Consider the following 22,390-nt stretch of genomic DNA (forward strand, 5'->3'; position numbering starts at 1 on the left):
TTACAACTATCATGCTGTTTAGATGTACACTAATCAAATGGAAGGCCTTGACGAGAATGTAAGGATTTTATTGTCAGTGGTTTAGGTTATTATCTTTCCAAGGTGTCAAAAATAAATATATTTATTTGGTATTTATAAATACTTGGTAATGTATTATGTATATATTTGCGACTAATTTCCATGCATGTTGTCGTTGAATATGAGCGTTTCATCGAAGGGAGTTGAAAAATTAATAATTTTTAAAATGCATCCGAGTGAGCAATGAGATTATTACAAGGAATACTATCTATTAACATTAATTACCCCAAATTATGAAACTAAAATTACCTATTATTTTTACTTTTTTATGTCTTTTAGGTCTCAGTGGTTTTTCTAAAAATCATAACGACCTAAATGTATGGAGCACCCCAGTTTCTTTTGAATTGGAGGCTGTTGCTTTACTAAATTTGCCGGATGCTCTTTTTTATGCGTCTAAAAATGAATTGAGTTTAGCTAAGGTTGAGTCGTATGTTGCGCCGCCTTGCCCTGTTGCAGGAACTTCTTGTGATGATAAAAATCCAAATACTATTAATGATGTAGCAGATGGCAACTGTAACTGTTCTGGGGTACCTATATCATGTGATGGTGCGGTTGTATCTTATGAGATAAATGCCGGTGACAGATTAAGTGGTGCTGCAACAGTTACGGTGGGTCAAGGTGAGGATATTACCTTATTCAGCAATTTGGAAAATTATACGGTTACAGGTCCAAATGGTATCGTTACAGGCGGAACCATTGCTAATATTGGATCTGCTCAAGCTGGAATTTATACTGTGAATGGCACGTATAGGAGAGCAATATCAACGGCAGCTCCAATTGTGCAATATGCATCAAGCCAAGAGGGAACGGCTGAAGTAGCTCCTGCAACAAATGCTCTTGATGGCGATCCTGGTACCTACTGGCATTCACAGTATGGCAATGGAAATTTGGTTGGTTACCCTCATGAACTGCAATTCGATATGGGCGAAGGATCAGTATTATCTGGCTTTACCTACTTACCACGTCAAGGAACTTGTGATGGTTGTTCAAATGGAAGGGTTGGTAGTTATGAGATTTATGTTAGTAATTCAACTACGAATTGGGGTACTCCAGTAGCTAGAGGATTTGATGGAGGTACAGGAGCTAATGCACCATGGGGAAGTACTATGCTCTTAGAAACTGCTAATTTTCCTGCAAAACAGGGCAGGTATTTACGTTTTGTGGCTATTTCACCAGCAACTGCAGGACAGCCTTGGGCAACAGCTGCGGAAATCACAGTGAAAAGAGTAACCGCAACAGCTAGTAGTGCTTTAGCGGCTAATCCTGCTTCAAACGCTAACGATAATAATACTAATACATTTTGGCAGACTGCTTCTGGTGCAACAGGTTCACCATTCATTACTTTAGATCTGGGGATTGAATCGAATGTTACAGGACTTGAATATGTACCACGTCAGACCGGCACAGTTGGTAGGATTACAACTTATGATGTGTTTGTAAGTAATTCCCTTAGTGATTTTGGTACGCGGGTTGGTTATGGTACTTGGAGTTACTCTAATCCGACAAGTTTAAAATTAGCCGCTAATTTTATTGAAAAACGTGGTCGTTATGTAAGACTGGTTTCCAAAAGTGGCACTGCTGCCACAGCAGCTGAGGTAAGAGCAATCAGATCAACGGTTAACATACCCTGCACCAAGACCATCCAAATCAATGTGGATCCTATTGAAACCTTCACTTTTACTGATGGCACTTGGGCACCACGTACTCCTATTGGTAATGCCACTTCCAATGATGCGATCTTGATTTCTTCAGGAAATGTTTTGATTTCCAGTAATATGACTTCTAATACTTTAACAATTAATCCTGGGGCTTCACTTACTATAGGCTCAGGGGTGACTGTAACTGCCAATTCCACAACTTTAAAGTCAACATCAGTTTCTTATTCGAGTTTAATCTTAAATGGGTTACTTGAAGGTGTCGTGAGTTATGAGCGCTTTACAAATATTATCGGTACTTCCGCTAGTGGTGGTAATGATTTGATATCTGCTCCGTTAACGGGTGTGGTTTTTGGCCCTTTTGCAGCGGCCAATGCTAATTTAGCTGCATCTGGAATACAAAGAGCATTTGCACCATATGTTTTAGGTTTAGGCGCGTACAAAAATTATAACATTACAGATAATGTAATGACGACTATTACTTCAGGTGTTGGGTTCAGAGCCGCTACAACCAACGGAAGTAATTTGATTTATACGGGATCAGTGGCAAAAGCTAATGTGGACGTTCCTGTTTCCGGTGCCGTTGAAGGTAAGGCATGGAACCTTATAGGCAATCCTTATCCTTCTTATTTGAATGTAGGAGATTTCTTTTCACCAAATAACATCGCCCAATTAGAAGACAGCTATGTATCCATTTATGGCTATAAAGGTAGTAAAAGTGATTGGGAAGTTTACAATTTAGCAAATAATAACGATGCACTTCTTGCTCCAGGACAGGGGTTCTTTGTTAAAGGGAAACCAGGTATGGGGATTGTGGAGTTTACACCCGCAATGCGACGCACAGGAAGTTCAGACGACTTTATCGCCGGTAGATCAAATACTTCAAAAGCTCTCAGCAAGCTTAAATTGAGCAGTCCGTCCAAAGAAGTATCCACAAGTGTTTATTTTATAGAAGGCACAACCAGAGGCTTGGACCCTGGTTACGATGCTGCTGTCTATGGCGCAACTGCTGTAGATTTTTCAATCTACACCAATTTGGTAAAGGACAATTCAAAACTTGATATCGCTATTCAATCTTTACCTTATGATGATTTCAACGGGGTTGTCGTACCCTTAGGAATTAAGGCTAAAGCCGGAACTGAATTGGTTATTAGCATTGACGACCTGTCGACAATACCATCCAATGTCAATGTGTATTTAGAGGATGTTGAAAATAAGACCCTTACACTCTTAAATATTAAAGGGTTTAGATTCACACCTTCTGTGGACATTAATAGTTCCGATCTTTACAAGATCCATTATTCAGCTAGAACACTTTCAGTTGATGATATGCAGATGAATGACGATTTACGAATCTATACGACTGCAGCACCTAAGGCTCTTTTTGTTAAAGGTCAGTTGACAAAAAACACTACAGCAAGCTTATACGACATTCAAGGAAGATTGGTGTTGCGTAAAGTTTTAAATTCTAACAGTACTGAGAATAAAATTGATATTTCAACCATAAATACTGGTGTTTATGTGGTAAAAATTAATAATGATAACCAAGTTAAAACACAAAAAGTGATCATTAAATAATAAAGAATATATTTATAATAGGAAAAGCTGTCCGAAGGGATGGCTTTTTTTATTTGAATCTATAGCAATGCTGACTATTCCCTGTATTTGCTGTAGCGGAAGACAATTTTGATGATTAGGCGAAAATTTGATCTCGTCTATTGATTTTGATAGAAATTCATAATGAGAAAGAAGTCTGAATTCACTTTTTATTTTTATATATATTAATGCGATTGATTTGAAGCAATTTACAATTTCCTTTGTTCGATAAGAGTTTTTTCTTCCATTGGTGCAGACCTTACGGGATTTAACCAAAACTAACTGTTATAAAATTCAATATCTTTACACAAATTAATCAAAGAAATCAAGAGTCCAAAATTCGTCATTAGAAAATCAATTACTACTTTTGCGCATGCAACATAATAAAGTCCTTATCCTAGATTTCGGATCGCAATACACACAGCTGATTGCGCGCCGCGTTAGAGAACTCAACATTTATTGTGAGATCTATCCTTTCAACAAAATACCATCAGATATTGATAGTTTCAAAGCGGTCATTTTATCTGGAGGACCTTCGTCTGTAAGAGCAGAGAATGCCCCACATCCCGATTTGTCTAAAATTAGAGGTCATATGCCATTGTTGGGGGTGTGTTATGGCGCTCAGTATTTGTCGCATTTTTCGGGTGGCTTGGTGGCTCCTTCTGATTCTCGCGAATATGGAAGAGCTAACTTAACCTACATTAAGGTTAAGGAACCTTTATTTAATCACATTGATGCAGGTAGTCAAGTGTGGATGAGCCATAGTGATACCATTAAAAAATTGCCATCAAACGGATTGTTAATTGCCAGTACGAAAGATGTTGAAAACGCTGCGTTTGTAATTGAAGGAGAGCAAACCTACGGAATTCAATTTCATCCTGAAGTCTATCATTCTACTGACGGCAAGCAACTTTTGGAAAACTTTTTGGTCCATATTGCAAATTTAGAACAGGATTGGACCCCACAATCTTTTGTTGAAGAAACTGTTGAAGCTTTACAAGAACAAATTGGTGATGATAAGGTTGTTTTAGGTCTATCTGGTGGCGTGGATTCGTCAGTAGCTGCAATTTTGCTTCATAAAGCTATTGGCACAAATTTGTATTGCATTTTTGTGAATAATGGTTTACTTCGTAAAAACGAATTTGAAAGTGTACTTTCACAATATGAGGGTATGGGTCTCAATGTAAAAGGTGTTGATGCTTCGGCACGTTTTTTGGATGCCCTTGCCGGATTGAGCGATCCCGAATTAAAGCGCAAAGCTATTGGACGTGTGTTTATTGAAGTTTTTGATGATGAAGCGCATAAAATTAATGATGTGAAATGGTTGGCACAAGGCACTATTTATCCAGATGTTATAGAAAGTGTATCAGCAACGGGAGGCCCAAGTGCCACTATAAAGAGCCATCATAATGTTGGGGGATTGCCTGATTTTATGAAACTTAAAATTGTAGAACCTTTAAGAGCATTATTTAAAGACGAAGTACGGCGTGTTGGTGCTTCCATGGAAATGGATGCAGCTATATTGGGACGTCATCCTTTCCCTGGCCCCGGATTGGCCATTCGGATTCTAGGCGATATTACCGCTGAGAAAGTGCGTATCCTACAAGAAGTGGATGCCGTATTTATCGACAATCTTAAAGCGTGGAATTTGTACGACAAAGTATGGCAAGCGGGAGCAATTTTATTGCCAGTAAATAGCGTGGGTGTTATGGGTGATGAGCGAACTTATGAAAAATGTGTCGCCTTAAGAGCCGTAGAAAGCACCGATGGAATGACTGCGGATTGGGTAAATCTACCTTATGAATTTCTGCAAAAAACCTCCAACGAAATAATAAATAAAGTAAAAGGCGTTAATAGAGTAGTGTATGACATTAGTTCAAAGCCGCCAGCAACGATCGAATGGGAATAATTAATTCCTGCGAACACAGGAAGTCTGTAAGTTTAACGGAGTCAATCCCATCACTATTATAAGAATAAGAAGTTAAGAAATTCCTTTCTTCTTTTTTAAGAGGAATTATAACGGGAATATAAAACGATATCAATGAAAAAACTCATTTTAATTTGTTTCATCACTTTGTCCTGCAGTTGGTTTGCCAATGCGCAGAAATTTAAGCAACATACGGTTAAGCAAGGTGAAACGGTAGAGTCTATCGCAAAGAAATACCAAGTAACAGCTTCTGATATTTATGCTTTAAATCCGGATGCCAAAAAAAAACTGAGCATAAACGCAGTTTTGATTATTCCGAATACGGCTACTTTTTCTTCTGATGCGACCGAGGAAATTAAAGAGTTGACGGGTTATACATCCCATAAAGTAAGACGCAAGGAAACACTTTATAGCATATCAAAGGAATATAATGTCGAAATTGAGGATATAAAGAAGCATAACAAGCGCTTATATTCAGAAAATTTAAGAAAAGGCGATCAAATTAGGGTCCCCAAGTACAAAACGGTGGTTTCGAAAGTGACGCCAAGTAGTGCCATTAAAACGTATACAGTTCAGCCAAAAGAAGGAAAATGGCGTGTGGCCTATAAATTTGGAATTACAGTTGCCGAATTGGAGACCATGAATCCTGGAATGAACGAGGTCTTACAGCCTGGAGACTTAATTAACGTGCCAAATTCAACGGATGAAAAAGTTATCGATGATAGTTTCAATTATTATACAGTTCAAAAAAGTGAAGGCTACTACCGTTTAAAAGTAAAACTAGGCTTGACTCAAGAGGATTTGGAAAAGCTTAACCCAGAACTGAAAATTGACGGACTAAAAGAAGGTATGGTTTTAAAAGTGCCGAATAATGTAACCGTTGGAGAAGTGGCTGGTAGTGTTGATGCAACCAACCTGAGCACTAATTTAAGGAACTTAAAAACGAAACGAATTGCCGTCATGTTGCCGTTTCGTTTGAATAGAGTGGATACGGATTCGGTTCAAGAAGCTAAAGAATTGATTAAAACAGACACGCGCTTGTCCGTTTCTTTGGATTTTCATGCGGGCGTTTTGATGGCAGTTGATTCAGCCAAACAGTTAGGTGTTTCCACAAGATTAAAAGTTTTTGATACTGAGGATCAACTTGCTCAAATTTCTAAAATTTTGAACAGCAATGATTTTTCAAGCTATGATGCCGTTATTGGACCTTTAAGAGTAAATAATTTTGATCGCGTGGCTAGAGCGCTTGAGAAAGATCACATTCCAGTAATATCTCCTATAACCAAGCCAGAGCAGCTGTTTAACAATGTTTTTCAAACCGTACCTGATACTGAACTGCTAGAAAAGGCGATTATTCAATATGTAAAAAATGATGCCTCGAGAGTCAATGTGGTCATCATCTCCGATCATTCTCAAAGCGCGCGCAGTAATCGATTGAAAGCTGAATTTGGAAATGCAAAACAAATCTTCTCTAGAAAAAATAAGGAAGGTCAGGATGCCTTTTATATTCTGGCGGCCGATTTAAACGGTGCTTTTGCAAGCGGAAAAAATTATGTCTTTTTAGAAACTGCCAATGAAGCCTTGGTATCAAATGTAACCAGTATGCTTAATGGGTTGACCAATAAGAATCAAGACATTGTTTTGGTTTCAACCAACAAAACGGATGCTTTTGAAGGTGCTAACGTGTCCAACTATCATCTTGCCAATCTGAAATTCCACTATCCATCTACAAATAAAAGCTTAAATTCAAGTCAGCCGAATAGCTTTGTCAAATCATACAAAAAGAAATATGGTGTTGAGCCCAATAAATTTGCTGCGAGAGGTTTTGATTTGACTTTAGATGTTCTTTTGCGACTGGCTTCTGATGAGGATCTCTACAAGGCATCCAACAATTCAATTGAAACGCAGTATACAGAAAATAAATTTAGATATTCTAAGAAGTTGAATGGTGGCTATTACAACGAAGCTGTATATATTGTAAAGTACACTCCAGAACTAACCATAGAAGAAGCAAAATTATGACCTCAAAAGTAGTTTACCTTGGCGATTTAAGAACCGAATGTACCCATAATAAATCTGGAGATACTTTTATAACTGATGCACCTACAGATAATAATGGCAAAGGTTTGGCATTTTCGCCAACAGACACTGTTGCAACGGGATTGGCAAGTTGTATGATGACCGTTATGGGCATCAAAGCTAGAGATATGGGGGTTGAAATGAAAGGAACTACGGCTGAAGTCACTAAAATTATGGCTAGTGGTCCTCGACGGATTTCAAAAATTGAAGTGGTTTTGGATTTGCCATTTCCGGCAGATGATAAAACAAAGACCATACTTGAAAATACAGCCAGAACTTGTCCTGTTTTTTACAGTCTTCATCCTGATATAGAAAAGGATATCACCTTTAAGTGGGCTTGATGATTTACAGACTGTTTATTTCTTTAATGTTGGTTGTGCTATTTAAAGGACAATCCACTACTGACGAAGTTTTAGAATGGCAGGAAAAACACCAACTTAAATGGTCGAATTTTCAAGGACAACCTAAAAGTCAAGGTGATGTTGTGGCTTTAACAGCTTCCGGAATTTCTTTTGAGTATGCTATCCATGAAGAAAATGGAAAAGCGGTGGGCTTTAGTTCAAAAGCCGAAGCGCATTTTTACCCACAACGTTCATGGGTTCACAAAGAAAGATCATCTGACCATATCCTCGCTCATGAGCAGTTGCATTTTGATATTACAGAAGTGCATGTACGCAAATTTAGAAAGGAAATCTCACAATTAAACATTTCAAAACAGATCAAACAAAATTTGAACAGAACCTATCAGGGTATCAATAGAGACATGGCAGCCATGCAAAATATGTATGATTTGGAAACGAATCATTCAAGAGACACCATAGCTCAAGCTGTTTGGAAACAAAAGATTGAGAACGCTTTAGCCGACTACAGCGATTATAAAAAAACAGAAATAAGTGTTAGAACCCGACAAGAATTTTCTCATTAAACTTGCCCATACTAAGATGCCGTTTGGTAAATATGAAGGAAGGTTTCTCATTGATCTCCCTGAGTATTATGTGGTGTGGTACCATAACAAAGGATTTCCTAAAGGTCAACTAGGGCTGATGCTTGCAACCGTATATGAGCTAAAACTAAATGGCTTAGAGAACTTAATTCGAAACATAAAACAAAGGTATCCAAAGTAATGTTTTTAACTTTATCCCTAAAATTCGTTTCCAAATGGATGCAACACCTGTTAAAAAATCTGAACATGTTGAAGAGAAATTCAAATTAAAACATCTTCCTTCATTATTTGTTAAAAGCTTTAAAGCTTGGAATGATGAGGATCCATGGCGGTTAAGCGCCGTTGTGGCGTATTATGCTGTATTATCTTTGCCCGGATTGATTGTGATTCTGATCAATATTGTTGGTTCCATTTGGGGGCCCGCGATTGTGCAAGGCCATTTGACCCAAGAAATTGGAGAAGCACTAGGACCGGATGCCGCAGAAATCATTAAAACGATGATTACCGAAACACTCAATACTGAGAAAAATATTATCTCTACACTAATTGGGATTGCCAGTATTATTTTTGGGGCTACTGGAGTGTTTTATCAATTGCAGATTTCTCTTAATAAAATATGGAAGGTCGAAGAAACGGAAAAATTCAGTTTCAGGAAAATGATTACAGACCGCGCCAGAAGTTTTGCCTTTATATTGGTGATTGGTTTTTTATTGCTCATTAGTTTTATTGTGACGGCAGTTTTGGGTGTATTTAGCAATTATATAAAAGAGCTGTTTCCTCAAATTGTGCTCTATGTTGCTTATTTGTTGGATTTAGTTGTTTCCGTGGGAGTGGTTACCACGCTTTTTGCGCTGATGTTCAAATATATGCCAGACACAAAAATTAGATGGAAAACCGTTTGGATAGGTGCGTTTATCACTGCCCTTCTCTTTACACTTGGTAAATATATATTGGGTCTTTACTTTGGGACTGCCAACCCTGGATCTACTTACGGTGCTGCTGGAAGTATTGTTTTGATTCTACTTTGGGTTTCGTATTCCTGTCTTATTTTCTTTTTCGGAGCAGCATTTACGAGAGAGTTTTCAATAAAATACAGACATGATTCCCATACCATATCAGAAGTGCTCACTGAAATTGAGAATGAAAAACGGACTTCTCAAAATAATCAATCGTCTTAAAATTTAAAACTTATCTTTGTATAAATTATTCTAAAGATGCATACAGCAGGTTTTGTAAATATTATTGGGAATCCTAATGTTGGTAAATCAACATTGATGAATGCCTTTGTGGGCGAAAAATTATCAATCATCACATCTAAAGCGCAAACGACAAGACATCGGATTCTTGGAATTGTGAATGGTGATGATTTTCAGGTGATTTTATCGGATACTCCAGGAATAATCAAACCGGCTTATGAACTCCAAGAGTCCATGATGGACTTTGTCAAATCTGCCTTTGATGATGCCGATGTGTTAGTGTACATGGTCGAAATTGGTGAGCAGGAGCTTAAAGATGAGGCCTTTTTTAGAAAAATTACAAATTCTAAAATCCCTGTGTTATTAGTGTTGAATAAGATTGACAAATCTGACCAACAACAGTTGGAAGCACAAGTGCAATTATGGACTGAAAAGGTGCCTAATGCAGAGATTTATCCTATTTCAGCCTTAGAAGGATTTAATGTTAAAGAAGTATTTGGTAGAATTATCGAATTGTTGCCAGAGTCGCCCGCATTTTATCCAAAAGATCAATTGACAGACAAACCAGAACGGTTTTTTGTTAATGAAACCATTCGGGAAAAAATATTGATCCATTACAAGAAAGAAATTCCTTATGCGGTCGAAATTGATACTGAGGAGTTTTTTGAAGAGGAAACCATTATAAGAATGCGATCGGTGATTATGGTAGAGCGCGAAACTCAAAAAGGAATCATCATTGGTCATAAAGGCGCCGCACTCAAAAGAGTAGGCGTGGAAGCTAGAAAAGATTTAGAACTGTTTTTTGGCAAACAAGTCCATTTGGAACTTTACGTAAAAGTTAATAAAAATTGGAGGAGCGACCAGCGGCAATTGAAACGTTTTGGTTATAATCAGTAGGAAGTCTTTAGGTTGCAAGTATTTTTTAATTCAAATCTGCCTTCTCATTGTAGATGATTTTTAAATAATTCGCTATGATACTTTGTGTCATAACTCGTACGCTCAGGTTATAGAGTGCTCGTCCTAAGCTATTCCATTGGTCTTTAGTGTCATTTCCATAAAATTATAAAGTCCATGCATTTCTGATTTTCCTTTGGCTCTTCCGTAGCGTCCTGCAAAATACAGTCCAAACCAGACAACAACCATAAATAACATCAATCCCATCGGAATTCCGTATGGATTATTTAAAGTCCAATGGGTATAAGTCCAAATCCCAAAAGCAATAAATAATCCAGCTACCAAAAAATGCAAGAATATAAACATGGTCCATACGGTTGGATTAGGTCCAAATAAGCCATGGAGCATTGAGGTTTTGGCGTCAATTTCATTGATTTCCAAATGCAATTGCGGCGACCAAAAATGCTGTTCATGTTTCGGACGTCGGATAAAGACATGATCATCAACCCGTACAATCTTATAAGTTTCACAAGTTTTTTTAGAATCTTCAAAGATTTTTAAAACAGACGCATTGTCGTGGTTTAATTCTCTTTTAAATCGCGGTCTTAGGACAATTTCATTTGATATGGACATACATATAATTAAAAGCGCTGAAAAATACTCTATTTTTTTTAGAATGGAAACACTACCTTTGCAAACAATTTAGAAGTCATGAGTAATATAGTCGCAATTATAGGTCGTCCTAATGTAGGAAAATCAACGTTATTCAATCGTTTAATCAAACGGAGGGAAGCAATTGTTGATGCAGTGAGTGGTGTGACCAGAGATAGGCACTACGGCAAGTCAGAATGGAATGGTCGCGAATTTACCGTTATTGATACCGGAGGGTATATTATTGGCAGTGACGATGTTTTTGAAGCAGAAATTGATAAGCAGGTCGAACTTGCTATTGATGAAGCCGATGTGATCGTTTTTGTGGTTGATGTAGAAACAGGTGTCACCGGCATGGATGAAGACGTTGCCAACCTGCTCAGAAAAGTAAAGAAACCCGTATTTTTGGCAGTCAATAAGGTGGATAATAATAAACGCGCAGAAGATGCTGTTGAATTTTATGCATTGGGATTGGGAGAATATTTCACTATTGCCAGTATCAACGGAAGTGGTACAGGAGATTTATTGGATGAGGTTGTAAAAGCCCTACCAGAACATGTAGAGGAAGAGGAAAGTGATTTGCCAAGATTTGCTGTAGTCGGTCGACCTAACGCTGGGAAATCATCATTCATAAATGCCCTTATTGGCGAAGATCGTTATATCGTAACCGATATTGCCGGAACTACAAGAGATTCCATTGATACCAAATACAACCAATTCGGGTTCGAGTTTAACTTGATCGACACGGCAGGAATCCGTCGGAAATCAAAAGTCAAGGAAGATTTGGAATTTTATTCCGTAATGCGTAGCATTAGAGCCATTGAACATGCTGATGTGGTTTTATTGGTTCATGATGCCACACGTGGATTTGACGGACAGGTCCAAAATATATTTTGGTTGGCTGAACGCAATAGAAAAGGGATCGTCATTTTAGTAAATAAATGGGATTTGGTGGAAAAAGACACCAATTCTGTAAGAGATTACGAAAAACAAATCCGACAGGAAATGGAACCATTTACTGATGTTCCTATTGTGTTTATGTCGGTACTCAACAAACAACGTATTTTTAAAGCCATTGAAACCGCGGTTGAAGTATATAACAATCGCTCTAAGAAAATAAAAACGAGTAAGCTCAATGAGGTGTTATTACCAATAATTGAAAATTACCCACCGCCAGCATTAAAGGGGAAATTCGTAAAGATTAAATACATCATGCAGTTGCCAACACCTCAACCACAGTTTGCGTTTTTCTGTAATTTACCACAATATGTCAAAGATCCCTACAAGCGCTTTTTAGAAAATAAATTACGTGAGCACTTTGGTTTTCATGGGGTGCCAATAAGCGTTTACATGCGAAAAAAATAAAAGTGAATTTTTTATAGTTTCTTTAAGGTAATTCGTACGATTTCTAGCTTATCTTGAATTTTTAAAGCTATTAATCATCATCGTCAATCAAACTAATGAAGAAATTTCTATGCATTCTCGCATTATTATGCGCATGCGTGACCTTTTCGCAAGGTAACCCATTTAAAATTTCAGGCACTTTAATTTCAGAGACAGATCAATCACCATTAGAGTCGGCCACTGTTTATCTTGAATCTCCTAAGGATTCTACGTTGGTCACTTATACCATATCAGATAAGAACGGTGCTTTTCTTTTGGACAATAGGACTTATGAAGATTCTCTAAACTTGATTGTTTCTTATATCGGATTTGAAACCTTTACTAAAACTATCAAAATTGGGAAAGTCCCTATCCATTTAAATACAATTGCTTTAAAAACTGCCAATGTATTGGACGAGGTAATTGTAAGATCAAGAGCACCTATAACCATAAAAAAAGATACCTTAGAATTCAATGTTGCTTCTTTTAAAACCAAAAGAGATGCCAACGTTGAAGATTTACTGAAGGAACTTCCGGGGGTGGAGGTTGATGAAGATGGCGCAATTAAAGTTAACGGCAAGGAAGTCAGTCAGATTTTGGTCAATGGCAAACCTTTTTTTGGCAATGACCCTACTATTACCACTAGAAATCTCACTAAGGAATTAATAGAGAAAATCCAGATTACCGATACAAAATCCAAAGCAGAAGCCTTCAGTGGAGAGAAGGGTACGAGTGAAAATAAAACGATCAACCTTACCATAAAAGAAGAAAATAATAAAGGTGTCTTTGGACGATTGTCTGCTGGAGGGGGTACTGATGATCGCTACGAATATGCGGGTATGGTCAATATTTTTGATAATGAACAGCGACTGAGCGTTTTGGCAGGTGGTAATAATATTAATTCCTCAGGGTTCAGCTTTGGTGAAATAAGAAAAATGTTTGGTGGGGCAAGAAATATGTCATATAATAGCAGTGGTTCTTTCACTATTGATGGGCGCTCTTTTGGTGGAGGTCAAGGCATTACTACCTCAAATACTGCGGGTGTAAATTATGCTGATGAGCTGGGAAAAGACAACGATCTTTCAGGAGATTATTTCCATTCTGGTAGCAATTCCAAAAATGCTACAACTACAGCACGAGAGAATTTTTTACCAGATTCTAGATATTTTACAAATTCCTCTTCAAATTCAGTAAACGATACGGATAGCCATAGTGCGAATATGACCTTTGATATAAAAATAGACTCTACATTGATGGTCAATGTGAGACCATCTTTTCGGTTTTCTGAATCTACAACTACTTTTGACAGACAAGAGAATTCGTTAGACGAAAATGAGGTTTTAACCAATCAGTCAGAAACCTCCTCCTTTGTAGAGACCATGGGAAAAAATTTTGGTAATAATCTGAATGTGACGAAGAGGTTCGGTTCGAAGGGCTCTTTTATAAGATTGCGTATAGATGCTGATGTGAGTGCTACCAATACTGACGATTATTTAAATTCTGAAACTAATATTTATGGTGATGATCCTAATGATATTGTAAGAAAGCAGTTTACTGATGGCGAAAGAACCTCAAATATGTTAGATATGGGACTTACCTATAGAATGCCTTTGGACGCTAAAAATTGGTATTTAGATTTCAGGTATGATTTTGACACAGATAAGAGTAGAGACTTTAGAAGCACCTTTGATTTTGATGAAAACTCTCAATCCTATGATGATTTCAATACTGAATTGAGCACCAATTTCATCAACAAAAACCGTAGACACGCACCCAATGTTAGGTTGGTCTATAATACAGATAAAATGAGGTTCAGGTTGGGATCTGGTTACACGAATAGAACCATTGAAAATGCTGATAAATTACGTCCAGAATTGAGTTTGAAGCAAAGTTTCAACTTTTTGGAACTGAACGCCAATTTGAATTATCGCTTCAGTCCAAAATCTTCTTTTGACGCCCGCTATGATAGTAGAAACGAAGCCCCTCAAATAGCTCAATTACAACCGTTTGAGGATGTGTCGGATCCTTTAAACACGATTACTGGAAATCCAAATTTGACACCTTCAAAACGTCATAACTTGAGTTTTAATTACAATAATTTTGATTATCAAAAGAGAACTGGATTTTATATGTATGCCAGCGCCAATCTTATTGAAGATAAGGTTGTGACAAAGTCAGTTGTGGATGAGGATTTTGTAAGAAATACAACGTTTACCAATGTTGATGGCAATTATGGAATGAACATGGGGTCTAGCTACAGTAAGGACTTTAAATTGGATACTTTACAAACTATAAAAGTTCGTGTGGGCTTATCAGCTAATCTGGATAACCAGGTCAATTTTAATAATGGGGTGGAATATGCCTCTGTCAGCAGTAGGCTTTTCCCTAGTTTGGACGTGACCTACACTTGGAAGAAGCTATTTGAAATTCGACCGAATTACCGCTTGTCCTATACCAATACCCGATATGATTTAGAGCATTTGGAGAATCGAAATTTTATGAGCCATAACCTAGGAATCAGAACGGCAACTTTTTTTCCGAAAAAACTGGAATGGCGAAATGACATCAACTTTACGTACAATCCGGACGTAGCCCAAGGTTTCCAGAAAAGTGCTTGGTTTTGGAATGCTACTGTCGCCTATTCAGTTTTAAAGGACAATGGGACCATCACATTAAAAGTTTATGATTTATTAAATCAAAACACAAATGCCCAACGGACCACCACTGATAACTATATTCAGGATTCCCAAAGTACTGTTTTAGAACAATATTTTATGTTGAGCTTTAGTTGGAAGTTTAATAGCCTTGGATCAAACAGTGGAGGTAGTAGTGCGCCACCACCGCCCATGATATTTTAATAGAATTATGATTGTTATACATTCATACTTTATAAGGGCATCAATTTTTTAAAAGCATGGGTTTTTAGAATTCGGTACAATAAATTTGATTATTTATTTTGTGTGCTAACAGACCAATAATTTCCTGCATAATCCATGAAAGCACCCCTTGTGTCTGGATCGTCTTCTTTATTGATAGGTCTTTCCAAAAGAAGGCACTCATTTTCTATGGCTAAATCAAAGGTTTTAAAAACATCTAGAACATACATATGCAACATGGTGGTAACGGCAGGATAATCTTCTGTGCTGTCACTTATCATCACTATCGAATCGTCCAATTGGAGTTCTATATGCATTATGGAGCCATCTTCTCGTTCATAACGTCTTAATTCCTTCGCTTCAAAAACGATTTTTAAAAGATCGACAAGTTTTTCCGCATCATCAACAATGAGATAGGGGGATAGTGAATTGTAGTTTTTTGGTTTATATGAAGTCATGATCGCATTGAAATAAAAGTTGAAATCGCAACTGAATTTAAATAATTTCTTGCAGATAGTACTGATTTTCAAAGATTATTAAATGGATATAGGAGAACTATTTCAACTAAAAATTAGAGACATCACTTCGTGGAATTTCTTAAATGTTGAATCATTGCCCTCTGAAGACGATTATTTACCATCCTCCTGAAGCGCCGCCGCCGCCAAAGCCTCCACCGCCAAATCCACCTCCGAAACCGCCACCGCCTCCGAAGCCTCCACCAAAACCACCGCCTGAAGAACGACTGCCTCCACCAAAACCACCACGCCCTAAATTGCTCAGAATAATGGCGTCCCAAATACTGAAATCATTACCTCGGTTATTGCCTGGACCACTACCGCCGCCTTTATTGTTTTTGGAGATAGAAATCATAATGATGATGAAAATGATGAAGAGCAAGAAAATAAAACCAACAGGAAAACCTTCTTGAGTCCTATTCTCTTGACGCGTGCCTTGGTATTCTCCCGTCATCACCTCAAAAATGGCATCAGCGCCTCTATTTAGTCCGCCATTGTAATCATTTTGTTTGAAAAATGGAATGATATCACGCTCAATGATGCGTTTGGACATGGCATCTGTCAATAAATGTTCTACACCATAACCTGTGTTAATGGCAATTTTCCGATCATCTTTAGCCAATAAAATTAAGATGCCGTTATCTTCTTGTTCCTGTCCAATACCCCATTTTTGGCCCCATTGCGCTCCTAAATAATTGATGTTCTCTCCTTGGGTAGAACTGATTATGGCCACTACGATTTGTGTGGACGTTGTGTCAGAATATCGAATGAGTTTTTGCTCCAAACTATTTTTCTGACTTTCCGATAATAAAGGAGTAAACTGGTAAACACTGGTCTGCTCAGTAGTTTTTGCTGGCCTATCAGGAATATTAAACTGGGAAAATCCCACTTGGATACAGGATAAGGTCAATAATGCACTAAAAAGAAAGCGTTTAAAAACGCTTTCCTTAATATATAAATATTGATTGATTATTGAAGACTGCATGCTGCTTACTTAAATTTATTATCCTATTGAAATATCATCAGGAATTTCGTTTTTATCTCCAGTTTCCCAAGGAAAGAAAGTTTCCAATTGCTTTCCTGCTTTTAAAATGCCATCAACTAACCCTTGTTTAAAATGACCTCTTTTAAAATGCCCTTGCATAACATTTTTGGTGCTTTCCCAGAAATCATCATCAACAACATTATTAATGCCTTCATCCCCAAAAATAACAAAGGTTTTATCTTCTACGGCAACGTAGATCAAGACGCCATTTTGTAGTTTCGTATTGTCCATTTTAAGTAAATGAAACACTTCCAAAGCACGCTCATAAGGATCAATTTTAGAGGTCTTTTCAAGATGTACCCTTATCTCTCCTGAGGTGTTTTTTTCAGCCGATCTGATGGCTTCAATGACTTGCTTTTCGTCTTGTGCTGTAAGAAAATCTTCTGTTTTGGACATTTCTCTATTTTCGTTTTAGAAATCTTAATTCTTTTAAAGCGTTGATAGCCTGAACTGATAAATGAAGATTATTTGAAATCAAAATCCACATCGGGTGCCTTTTCCGCACCTGCATCAGCTTTGTAATAGCTCATGTCATCAAAATTAAAAAGACCCGCCAACACGCTATTTGGAAAAGTTTTGATGTGTTTGTTATAAGGTTCTACGTTACCGTTAAATCGATCTCTGGCGACATTGATCCTATTTTCAGTGCCTTCTAACTGTGATTGCAATTCTAAGAAATTTTGATTTGCTTTTAATTCTGGGTAACGTTCCACAGACACTAATAATCTTGATAAAGCGCCGCTCAATCCGCTTTGAGCTTGCTGAAATTGTGCCATGTTTTCTTCATTCAGGTTGCTGGCATCAATGGTTGTCGATGTTGCTTTAGCTCTTGCTTCAATAACGTCCGTTAAAGTACCACGTTCAAAATCGGCAGCACCTTGAACTGTTTTAACAAGATTACCGATAAGGTCATTACGACGTTGATAACTGCTTTCTACGTCACCCCAACTTCTGGTAGCCGTCTCCTTAAGTTCTACTGCGGTATTGTTAAAATTTTTGCCCCAAGAATAGAGTGCGAAAGCAATAAGAGCGATAATAATTACGGGAACGAGCCATTTTTTCATGATATGTTGGTTTTAGAGTTGTGATTTTATTTTTACAAGTTGTGATTTTATGTCTTCTAATTTACTTATAATATCAAAAGTGTTGAGCGCTTGTTGCTTGCCTTCTTTTAAATGTGTTTTTGCACCCTCAAGAGTAAAGCCGCGCTGTTTCACTAAATGGTAAATGAATTTGAGGTTTTTAATATCCTCTGGGGTGAACTTACGATTGCCTTTGGCATTCTTCTTGGGTTTCAGGATGTCAAACTCCTTTTCCCAAAACCGAATTAGAGAGGTATTGACCTTAAAAGCCTTGGCTACCTCCCCAATGCCGTAATATCTCTTTTCTGGTAGATCAATGTGCATATTAATCTAGGGATTGATTTTCTAAAGAAGCATGCTCCAATAATTTGTTATACTCTTCAGCAGATAAATTACCATAATAGAAGTTCATTGGATTGATGCGTTCGTCATCTTTAAAAACTTCGTAATGAACGTGAGGTCCTTGAGAGCGACCAGTGCTACCTACAAATCCTATTAAGTCACCGCGTTTTACTTTTTGGTTCACGCGCACGTTGTATTTATATAAATGGCCATAAAGAGTCACATAACCATAGCCATGGTCAATTCTAATATGATTGCCGTATCCTGTAGAGGCATTATCGGCTCTTTTTACGACACCATCTCCTGTAGCATATACAGGCGTACCTCTAGGAGCAGTAAAGTCCATCCCATAATGGAATTTTTTTACTTTGGTAAAGGGATCGGTTCTATAACCATACCCTGAAGCCATACGTGTTAAATCTTCATTGCTGATTGGTTGAATGGCAGGAATGGAGGCTAGAAATTTTTCTTTGTCCGCTGCTAAGACCGCAATTTCATCTAAAGATTTGGATTGGACTACAATTTGTTTTTGTAAGATGTCCATTCGTCTATTGGACTCAATGATAATTTTTGAATTATCAAAACCTTCCAAAGATTTGTAACGATTAACGCCTCCAAAACCTGCTTTTCGCTGTTCTTCCGGAATTGGATTCGCTTCAAAATAAAGACGGTAAATTGAATTGTCACGCGCTTCAACATTTGCCAAGACAGATTGGGCCTCGTCCATTTTTTTATTAAGCAATTGATATTGCAGCTCCATATGCTGAAGTTCTCTCGCTAAAGCACGCTCTTTAGGCGATTTGACAAATTGGCTGGCCAAAAACACAAATAAGAACGCAAAAAGTGCAGATCCTAAAAAAAAGATAAAGGCATACTTTGCAGTATTCCTTTTTCTTCTCTCTATTTTCTTATAAGAGAGGGTTTCAGAATCGTAATAATATTTTACCTTACTCATTACCTAATTTATACTATTTTTGCAGCTTGAAAAGCCTGTTATAGGTCTGTAGACATCAACTAAACGAACAAACCTACAAAATATTTTATTTGTAAATTTAGTAAAAGTAAATGATTATAGAATAAAGTAGGCGTACGATATGGAAACTTTAAAACAAATTTGTGATAAATTCCGTTGTACTGCCATTTAAATAGTAAACCGACATTAATTTATAGAAATGAAATCTCAAGACATACGTTCCACTTTTTTAAACTTTTTTAAGGAGAAACAACATAGCATTTTACCATCTGCACCCATGGTTTTAAAGGATGATCCTACTTTAATGTTCGTCAATTCGGGAATGGCACCTTTTAAGGAATATTTTTTAGGAATTGCAAAGCCTAAAAACAATAGAATTGCCGATAGTCAAAAATGCTTAAGGGTTTCTGGAAAACACAATGATTTGGAAGAGGTTGGCTATGACACCTACCATCATACCTTATTTGAGATGCTGGGCAACTGGAGTTTTGGCGATTATTTTAAAAAGGAAGCCATTTCATGGGCATGGGAATTATTGACTGAGGTGTATGGAGTAGATAAGGACATGCTTTATGTTACTGTTTTTGAAGGCAGCGAAGAAGATAAGTTGCCAATGGACCAAGAGGCTTATGACTTGTGGAAATCCTTTATTGCTGAAGACCGGATCTTGATGGGCAATAAAAAGGATAATTTCTGGGAAATGGGAGATCAAGGACCGTGTGGACCCTGTAGTGAAATCCATGTCGATATTCGTTCAGCAGAAGAGAAAGCAGCCGTTGATGGAAAGACCTTGGTCAATATGGATCATCCTCAGGTGGTGGAGATATGGAACCTTGTTTTCATGCAATACAATAGAAAAGCCAATGGTTCCTTGGAGGTGTTGCCGCAAAAACATATTGATACAGGGATGGGGTTTGAACGCTTATGTATGGTGCTGCAAGGTGTGACCTCCAATTATGATACGGATGTTTTTACCCCGATTATCCGTGAGATTGAAACGATTGCCAATAAACCTTATGGTAAGGATGAGGAGGTCGATGTTGCGATCCGTGTGATTTCTGACCATGTACGTGCAGTGGCATTTTCTATTGCAGACGGACAGCTGCCCAGTAATACTGGCGCGGGTTACGTCATCCGTCGAATTTTAAGACGGGCCATTCGTTACAGTTTTACATTTTTAGATCAAAAGGAACCATTTATTTATAGGTTAGTGGAGGTGCTGAGTAAGAAAATGGGAGCGGCATTTCCTGAATTGAAATCGCAAAAACAGCTGATTGAAAACGTAATTAAAGAGGAGGAGCAATCATTTTTAAGAACTTTAGATCAAGGTTTGGTGCTATTGAACCGAATTGTGGAAGATTCTAAAACTGAGGTTATTTCGGGTGAAAAGGCGTTTGAGCTTTATGATACCTTCGGATTTCCTATTGATTTAACAGCATTAATTCTGCGGGAAAAAGGTTTGAAATTGGACGAAGCAGAATTTCATGTTGAAATGAAGAAACAAAAAGACCGCTCACGTGCCGCCGGTGAAATGACCACAGAAGATTGGACCATTTTATCCGATGATGCGATTCAGGAATTTATAGGTTATGACTTTCTTGAAACCAATGTGAAAATTACAAGGTTTAGAAAAGTGGTTTCAAAAAAGGATGGTGAAATGTATCAATTGGTGTTTAATCTTACTCCTTTTTATGCAGAAGGAGGCGGACAGGTTGGTGACAAAGGCTATTTGACTGATAGTAATGGCGATATTGTTTATATTTTGGATACCAAAAAAGAGAACAACGTGGCGATTCATTTTACTAAAAACCTACCTAAAAATCTTAACGCTACGTTCACGGCCTCTGTGGATGAAAAACAGCGCAGAAGAACGGAAGCTAACCACACGGCAACGCACTTGTTGCACCAAGCCTTACGCGAAGTTTTAGGAGAGCATGTTGAGCAAAAAGGAAGTGCGGTGCATTCTAAATATTTACGCTTTGATTTCTCTCATTTTTCTAAAATGACACCAGAAGAATTAACGGATGTGGAAGATTTTGTCAACGCACGTATCGACGGCAAATTAGCCCTTCAAGAACAGCGTAACATTCCTATGCAAATGGCTATTGATGAAGGTGCCATAGCACTTTTTGGAGAAAAATATGGCGATACGGTGCGTACCGTGCGCTATGGAAATTCTTTTGAGCTATGTGGTGGTACCCATGTAAAGAATACCGGAGATATTTGGTATTTTAAAATTGTATCAGAAGGAGCGGTAGCTTCAGGAATCCGTCGTATTGAGGCCATTACCAATGATGCGGTCAAATATTACTACCAAGAGCATGACCGTGCCTTTTTTGAAATCAAAGGACTTTTAAATAATGCGCAAGAACCGGTTAAGGCCATTCAGAACTTACAAGCTGAAAATGCCGATTTAAAAAAGCAAATTGACAATTTATTAAAAGAGAAAGCAAAAAACCTTAAGGGTGATCTTCAAAATGAATTGACGCAGATCAACGGAGTTCAGTTTTTGGCTAAAAAAGTAGATTTAGATGCCTCGGGAATTAAGGATTTGTCTTTTGAATTGGGACAGCAACACGATAATTTATTCTTGTTATTTGCTGCTGAAAAAGATGGAAAGGCTTTACTATCCTGTTATATTTCTAAGGAGTTGGTAGAAAGTAAAGGCTTAAATGCTGGTACTATTGTACGAGAATTGGGTAAACATATCCAAGGCGGCGGCGGCGGACAGCCATTCTTTGCAACTGCGGGAGGTAAGAATCCACAAGGGATTGAAAAGGCTTTAGAGGCTGCAGAGGGGTATTTGGAATAGATTATTTCGGAATGTGGATGGATTCCATTCCTTAAAAAGGTGCAATAAAGCTCTCGCAGAGTCGCGGAGTCGCAGAGAAAAGTTGAAAACACATTGATCTGAACTTAGATGAATATATTTGAATTATTAAATGCTTCATGCCTTTACGCCTCCTGCGAGCAAAAACTTTTATTATTGAAAATGAGATTATAAATATTGAAGTATCTTAGTATAGGGACAATTAATAATCTCCATTAACTTTATACTTAGCGCCTCTGCGAGAAAAAACCAAACTATGTCTGAAAATGAGATTTCTGGTATTATTATAGATGCTTGTTATCATAGTTATGTTGACTTGGGCCCG

At 37.6% G+C, this 22,390-nt stretch carries 18 protein-coding genes; 11 read left to right on the forward strand and 7 right to left on the reverse strand.

Annotated elements, in window-relative coordinates; translation table 11 throughout:
• The first annotated feature begins 311 nt into the window (after positions 1–311).
• From G525_RS0106100 to era, 8 genes are all read left to right on the forward strand, one after another.
• Positions 312–3,311 (forward strand): T9SS type A sorting domain-containing protein, encoded by a 3,000-nt coding sequence (locus tag G525_RS0106100; RefSeq protein ID WP_027125363.1) that lies wholly within the window; start codon positions 312–314, stop codon positions 3,309–3,311.
• Positions 3,312–3,702: 391 nt separating this feature from the next.
• Positions 3,703–5,238 (forward strand): glutamine-hydrolyzing GMP synthase, encoded by a 1,536-nt coding sequence (guaA, locus tag G525_RS0106105; RefSeq protein WP_027125364.1) that lies wholly within the window; start codon positions 3,703–3,705, stop codon positions 5,236–5,238.
• A 132-nt stretch (positions 5,239–5,370) separates the two neighbouring features.
• Positions 5,371–7,278, forward strand: a complete 1,908-nt coding sequence (locus G525_RS0106110; RefSeq protein WP_027125365.1) for a LysM peptidoglycan-binding domain-containing protein — start codon at positions 5,371–5,373, stop codon at positions 7,276–7,278.
• Entirely contained in the window at positions 7,275–7,676 is a 402-nt protein-coding gene (locus G525_RS0106115; protein WP_027125366.1) for an OsmC family protein, read from the forward strand. Before G525_RS0106110 ends, G525_RS0106115 begins: the two co-directional genes overlap by 4 nt.
• Entirely contained in the window at positions 7,676–8,260 is a 585-nt protein-coding gene (locus G525_RS20430; RefSeq protein ID WP_157491891.1) for a DUF922 domain-containing protein, read from the forward strand. The genes G525_RS0106115 and G525_RS20430 overlap by 1 nt, the downstream gene beginning before the upstream one ends.
• A gap of 16 nt (positions 8,261–8,276) precedes the next feature.
• A complete protein-coding gene (locus tag G525_RS0106125) occupies positions 8,277–8,459 on the forward strand; it encodes a DUF3820 family protein (protein WP_051209829.1) in 183 nt (60 codons plus the stop codon).
• A gap of 34 nt (positions 8,460–8,493) precedes the next feature.
• A complete protein-coding gene (locus G525_RS20435; RefSeq protein WP_035479151.1) occupies positions 8,494–9,456 on the forward strand; it encodes a YihY/virulence factor BrkB family protein in 963 nt (320 codons plus the stop codon).
• 36 nt (positions 9,457–9,492) lie between these two features.
• On the forward strand, positions 9,493–10,371 hold the full coding sequence (gene era / locus G525_RS0106135; protein WP_027125368.1) for a GTPase Era: 879 nt from the start codon (positions 9,493–9,495) through the stop codon (positions 10,369–10,371).
• Positions 10,372–10,494: 123 nt separating this feature from the next.
• Here era and G525_RS0106140 read toward each other — a convergent pair whose 3' ends face one another.
• On the reverse strand, positions 10,495–11,001 hold the full coding sequence (locus G525_RS0106140) for a hypothetical protein (RefSeq protein WP_027125369.1): 507 nt from the start codon (positions 10,999–11,001) through the stop codon (positions 10,495–10,497).
• Positions 11,002–11,079: 78 nt separating this feature from the next.
• Between G525_RS0106140 and der the strand changes: the two genes are divergently transcribed.
• Entirely contained in the window at positions 11,080–12,384 is a 1,305-nt protein-coding gene (gene der, locus G525_RS0106145) for a ribosome biogenesis GTPase Der (protein ID WP_027125370.1), read from the forward strand.
• A 95-nt stretch (positions 12,385–12,479) separates the two neighbouring features.
• The gene (locus G525_RS20440; RefSeq protein WP_035479153.1) at positions 12,480–15,260 is read left to right on the forward strand and encodes an outer membrane beta-barrel protein; all 2,781 of its coding nucleotides are present in this window, start codon (positions 12,480–12,482) and stop codon (positions 15,258–15,260) included.
• An 89-nt stretch (positions 15,261–15,349) separates the two neighbouring features.
• On the opposite strand, the gene G525_RS0106155 is transcribed toward G525_RS20440, so the two are convergent.
• The 6 genes from G525_RS0106155 to G525_RS0106180 form a co-directional block, all read right to left on the reverse strand.
• Positions 15,350–15,736: a VOC family protein gene (locus G525_RS0106155; protein ID WP_027125371.1), complete on the reverse strand. Its 387-nt coding sequence runs from the start codon at positions 15,734–15,736 to the stop codon at positions 15,350–15,352.
• 175 nt (positions 15,737–15,911) lie between these two features.
• Entirely contained in the window at positions 15,912–16,778 is an 867-nt protein-coding gene (locus G525_RS0106160) for a TPM domain-containing protein (protein ID WP_035479161.1), read from the reverse strand.
• A gap of 18 nt (positions 16,779–16,796) precedes the next feature.
• A complete protein-coding gene (locus G525_RS0106165) occupies positions 16,797–17,234 on the reverse strand; it encodes a TPM domain-containing protein (protein WP_027125373.1) in 438 nt (145 codons plus the stop codon).
• Between the two features lie 68 nt (positions 17,235–17,302).
• Positions 17,303–17,902, reverse strand: coding sequence for a LemA family protein (locus G525_RS0106170; protein ID WP_027125374.1), 600 nt, complete (start codon positions 17,900–17,902; stop codon positions 17,303–17,305).
• Positions 17,903–17,914: 12 nt separating this feature from the next.
• Positions 17,915–18,244 (reverse strand): MerR family transcriptional regulator, encoded by a 330-nt coding sequence (locus G525_RS0106175; protein WP_027125375.1) that lies wholly within the window; start codon positions 18,242–18,244, stop codon positions 17,915–17,917.
• A gap of 1 nt (position 18,245) precedes the next feature.
• Positions 18,246–19,217, reverse strand: a complete 972-nt coding sequence (locus G525_RS0106180; RefSeq protein ID WP_027125376.1) for a M23 family metallopeptidase — start codon at positions 19,215–19,217, stop codon at positions 18,246–18,248.
• Between the two features lie 217 nt (positions 19,218–19,434).
• Between G525_RS0106180 and alaS the strand changes: the two genes are divergently transcribed.
• Positions 19,435–22,047 (forward strand): alanine--tRNA ligase, encoded by a 2,613-nt coding sequence (gene alaS / locus G525_RS0106185; RefSeq protein WP_027125377.1) that lies wholly within the window; start codon positions 19,435–19,437, stop codon positions 22,045–22,047.
• The last annotated feature ends 343 nt before the right edge of the window (positions 22,048–22,390 follow it).

It is taken from the genome of Gelidibacter mesophilus DSM 14095, from assembly GCF_000423005.1.
Lineage (GTDB): Bacteria > Bacteroidota > Bacteroidia > Flavobacteriales > Flavobacteriaceae > Gelidibacter > Gelidibacter mesophilus.

Bases quoted from the DNA above. Each gene is read 5' to 3' on its own strand.
- G525_RS0106100 (WP_027125363.1), top strand. From the start codon at position 312: ATGAAACTAAAATTACCTATTATTTTTACTTTTTTATGTCTTTTAGGT.
- guaA (WP_027125364.1), top strand. From the start codon at position 3,703: ATGCAACATAATAAAGTCCTTATCCTAGATTTCGGATCGCAATACACA.
- G525_RS0106110 (WP_027125365.1), top strand. From the start codon at position 5,371: ATGAAAAAACTCATTTTAATTTGTTTCATCACTTTGTCCTGCAGTTGG.
- G525_RS0106115 (WP_027125366.1), top strand. From the start codon at position 7,275: ATGACCTCAAAAGTAGTTTACCTTGGCGATTTAAGAACCGAATGTACC.
- G525_RS20430 (WP_157491891.1), top strand. From the start codon at position 7,676: ATGATTTACAGACTGTTTATTTCTTTAATGTTGGTTGTGCTATTTAAA.
- G525_RS0106125 (WP_051209829.1), top strand. From the start codon at position 8,277: ATGCCGTTTGGTAAATATGAAGGAAGGTTTCTCATTGATCTCCCTGAG.
- G525_RS20435 (WP_035479151.1), top strand. From the start codon at position 8,494: ATGGATGCAACACCTGTTAAAAAATCTGAACATGTTGAAGAGAAATTC.
- era (WP_027125368.1), top strand. From the start codon at position 9,493: ATGCATACAGCAGGTTTTGTAAATATTATTGGGAATCCTAATGTTGGT.
- G525_RS0106140 (WP_027125369.1), bottom strand. From the start codon at position 11,001: ATGTCCATATCAAATGAAATTGTCCTAAGACCGCGATTTAAAAGAGAA.
- der (WP_027125370.1), top strand. From the start codon at position 11,080: ATGAGTAATATAGTCGCAATTATAGGTCGTCCTAATGTAGGAAAATCA.
- G525_RS20440 (WP_035479153.1), top strand. From the start codon at position 12,480: ATGAAGAAATTTCTATGCATTCTCGCATTATTATGCGCATGCGTGACC.
- G525_RS0106155 (WP_027125371.1), bottom strand. From the start codon at position 15,736: ATGACTTCATATAAACCAAAAAACTACAATTCACTATCCCCCTATCTC.
- G525_RS0106160 (WP_035479161.1), bottom strand. From the start codon at position 16,778: ATGCAGTCTTCAATAATCAATCAATATTTATATATTAAGGAAAGCGTT.
- G525_RS0106165 (WP_027125373.1), bottom strand. From the start codon at position 17,234: ATGTCCAAAACAGAAGATTTTCTTACAGCACAAGACGAAAAGCAAGTC.
- G525_RS0106170 (WP_027125374.1), bottom strand. From the start codon at position 17,902: ATGAAAAAATGGCTCGTTCCCGTAATTATTATCGCTCTTATTGCTTTC.
- G525_RS0106175 (WP_027125375.1), bottom strand. From the start codon at position 18,244: ATGCACATTGATCTACCAGAAAAGAGATATTACGGCATTGGGGAGGTA.
- G525_RS0106180 (WP_027125376.1), bottom strand. From the start codon at position 19,217: ATGAGTAAGGTAAAATATTATTACGATTCTGAAACCCTCTCTTATAAG.
- alaS (WP_027125377.1), top strand. From the start codon at position 19,435: ATGAAATCTCAAGACATACGTTCCACTTTTTTAAACTTTTTTAAGGAG.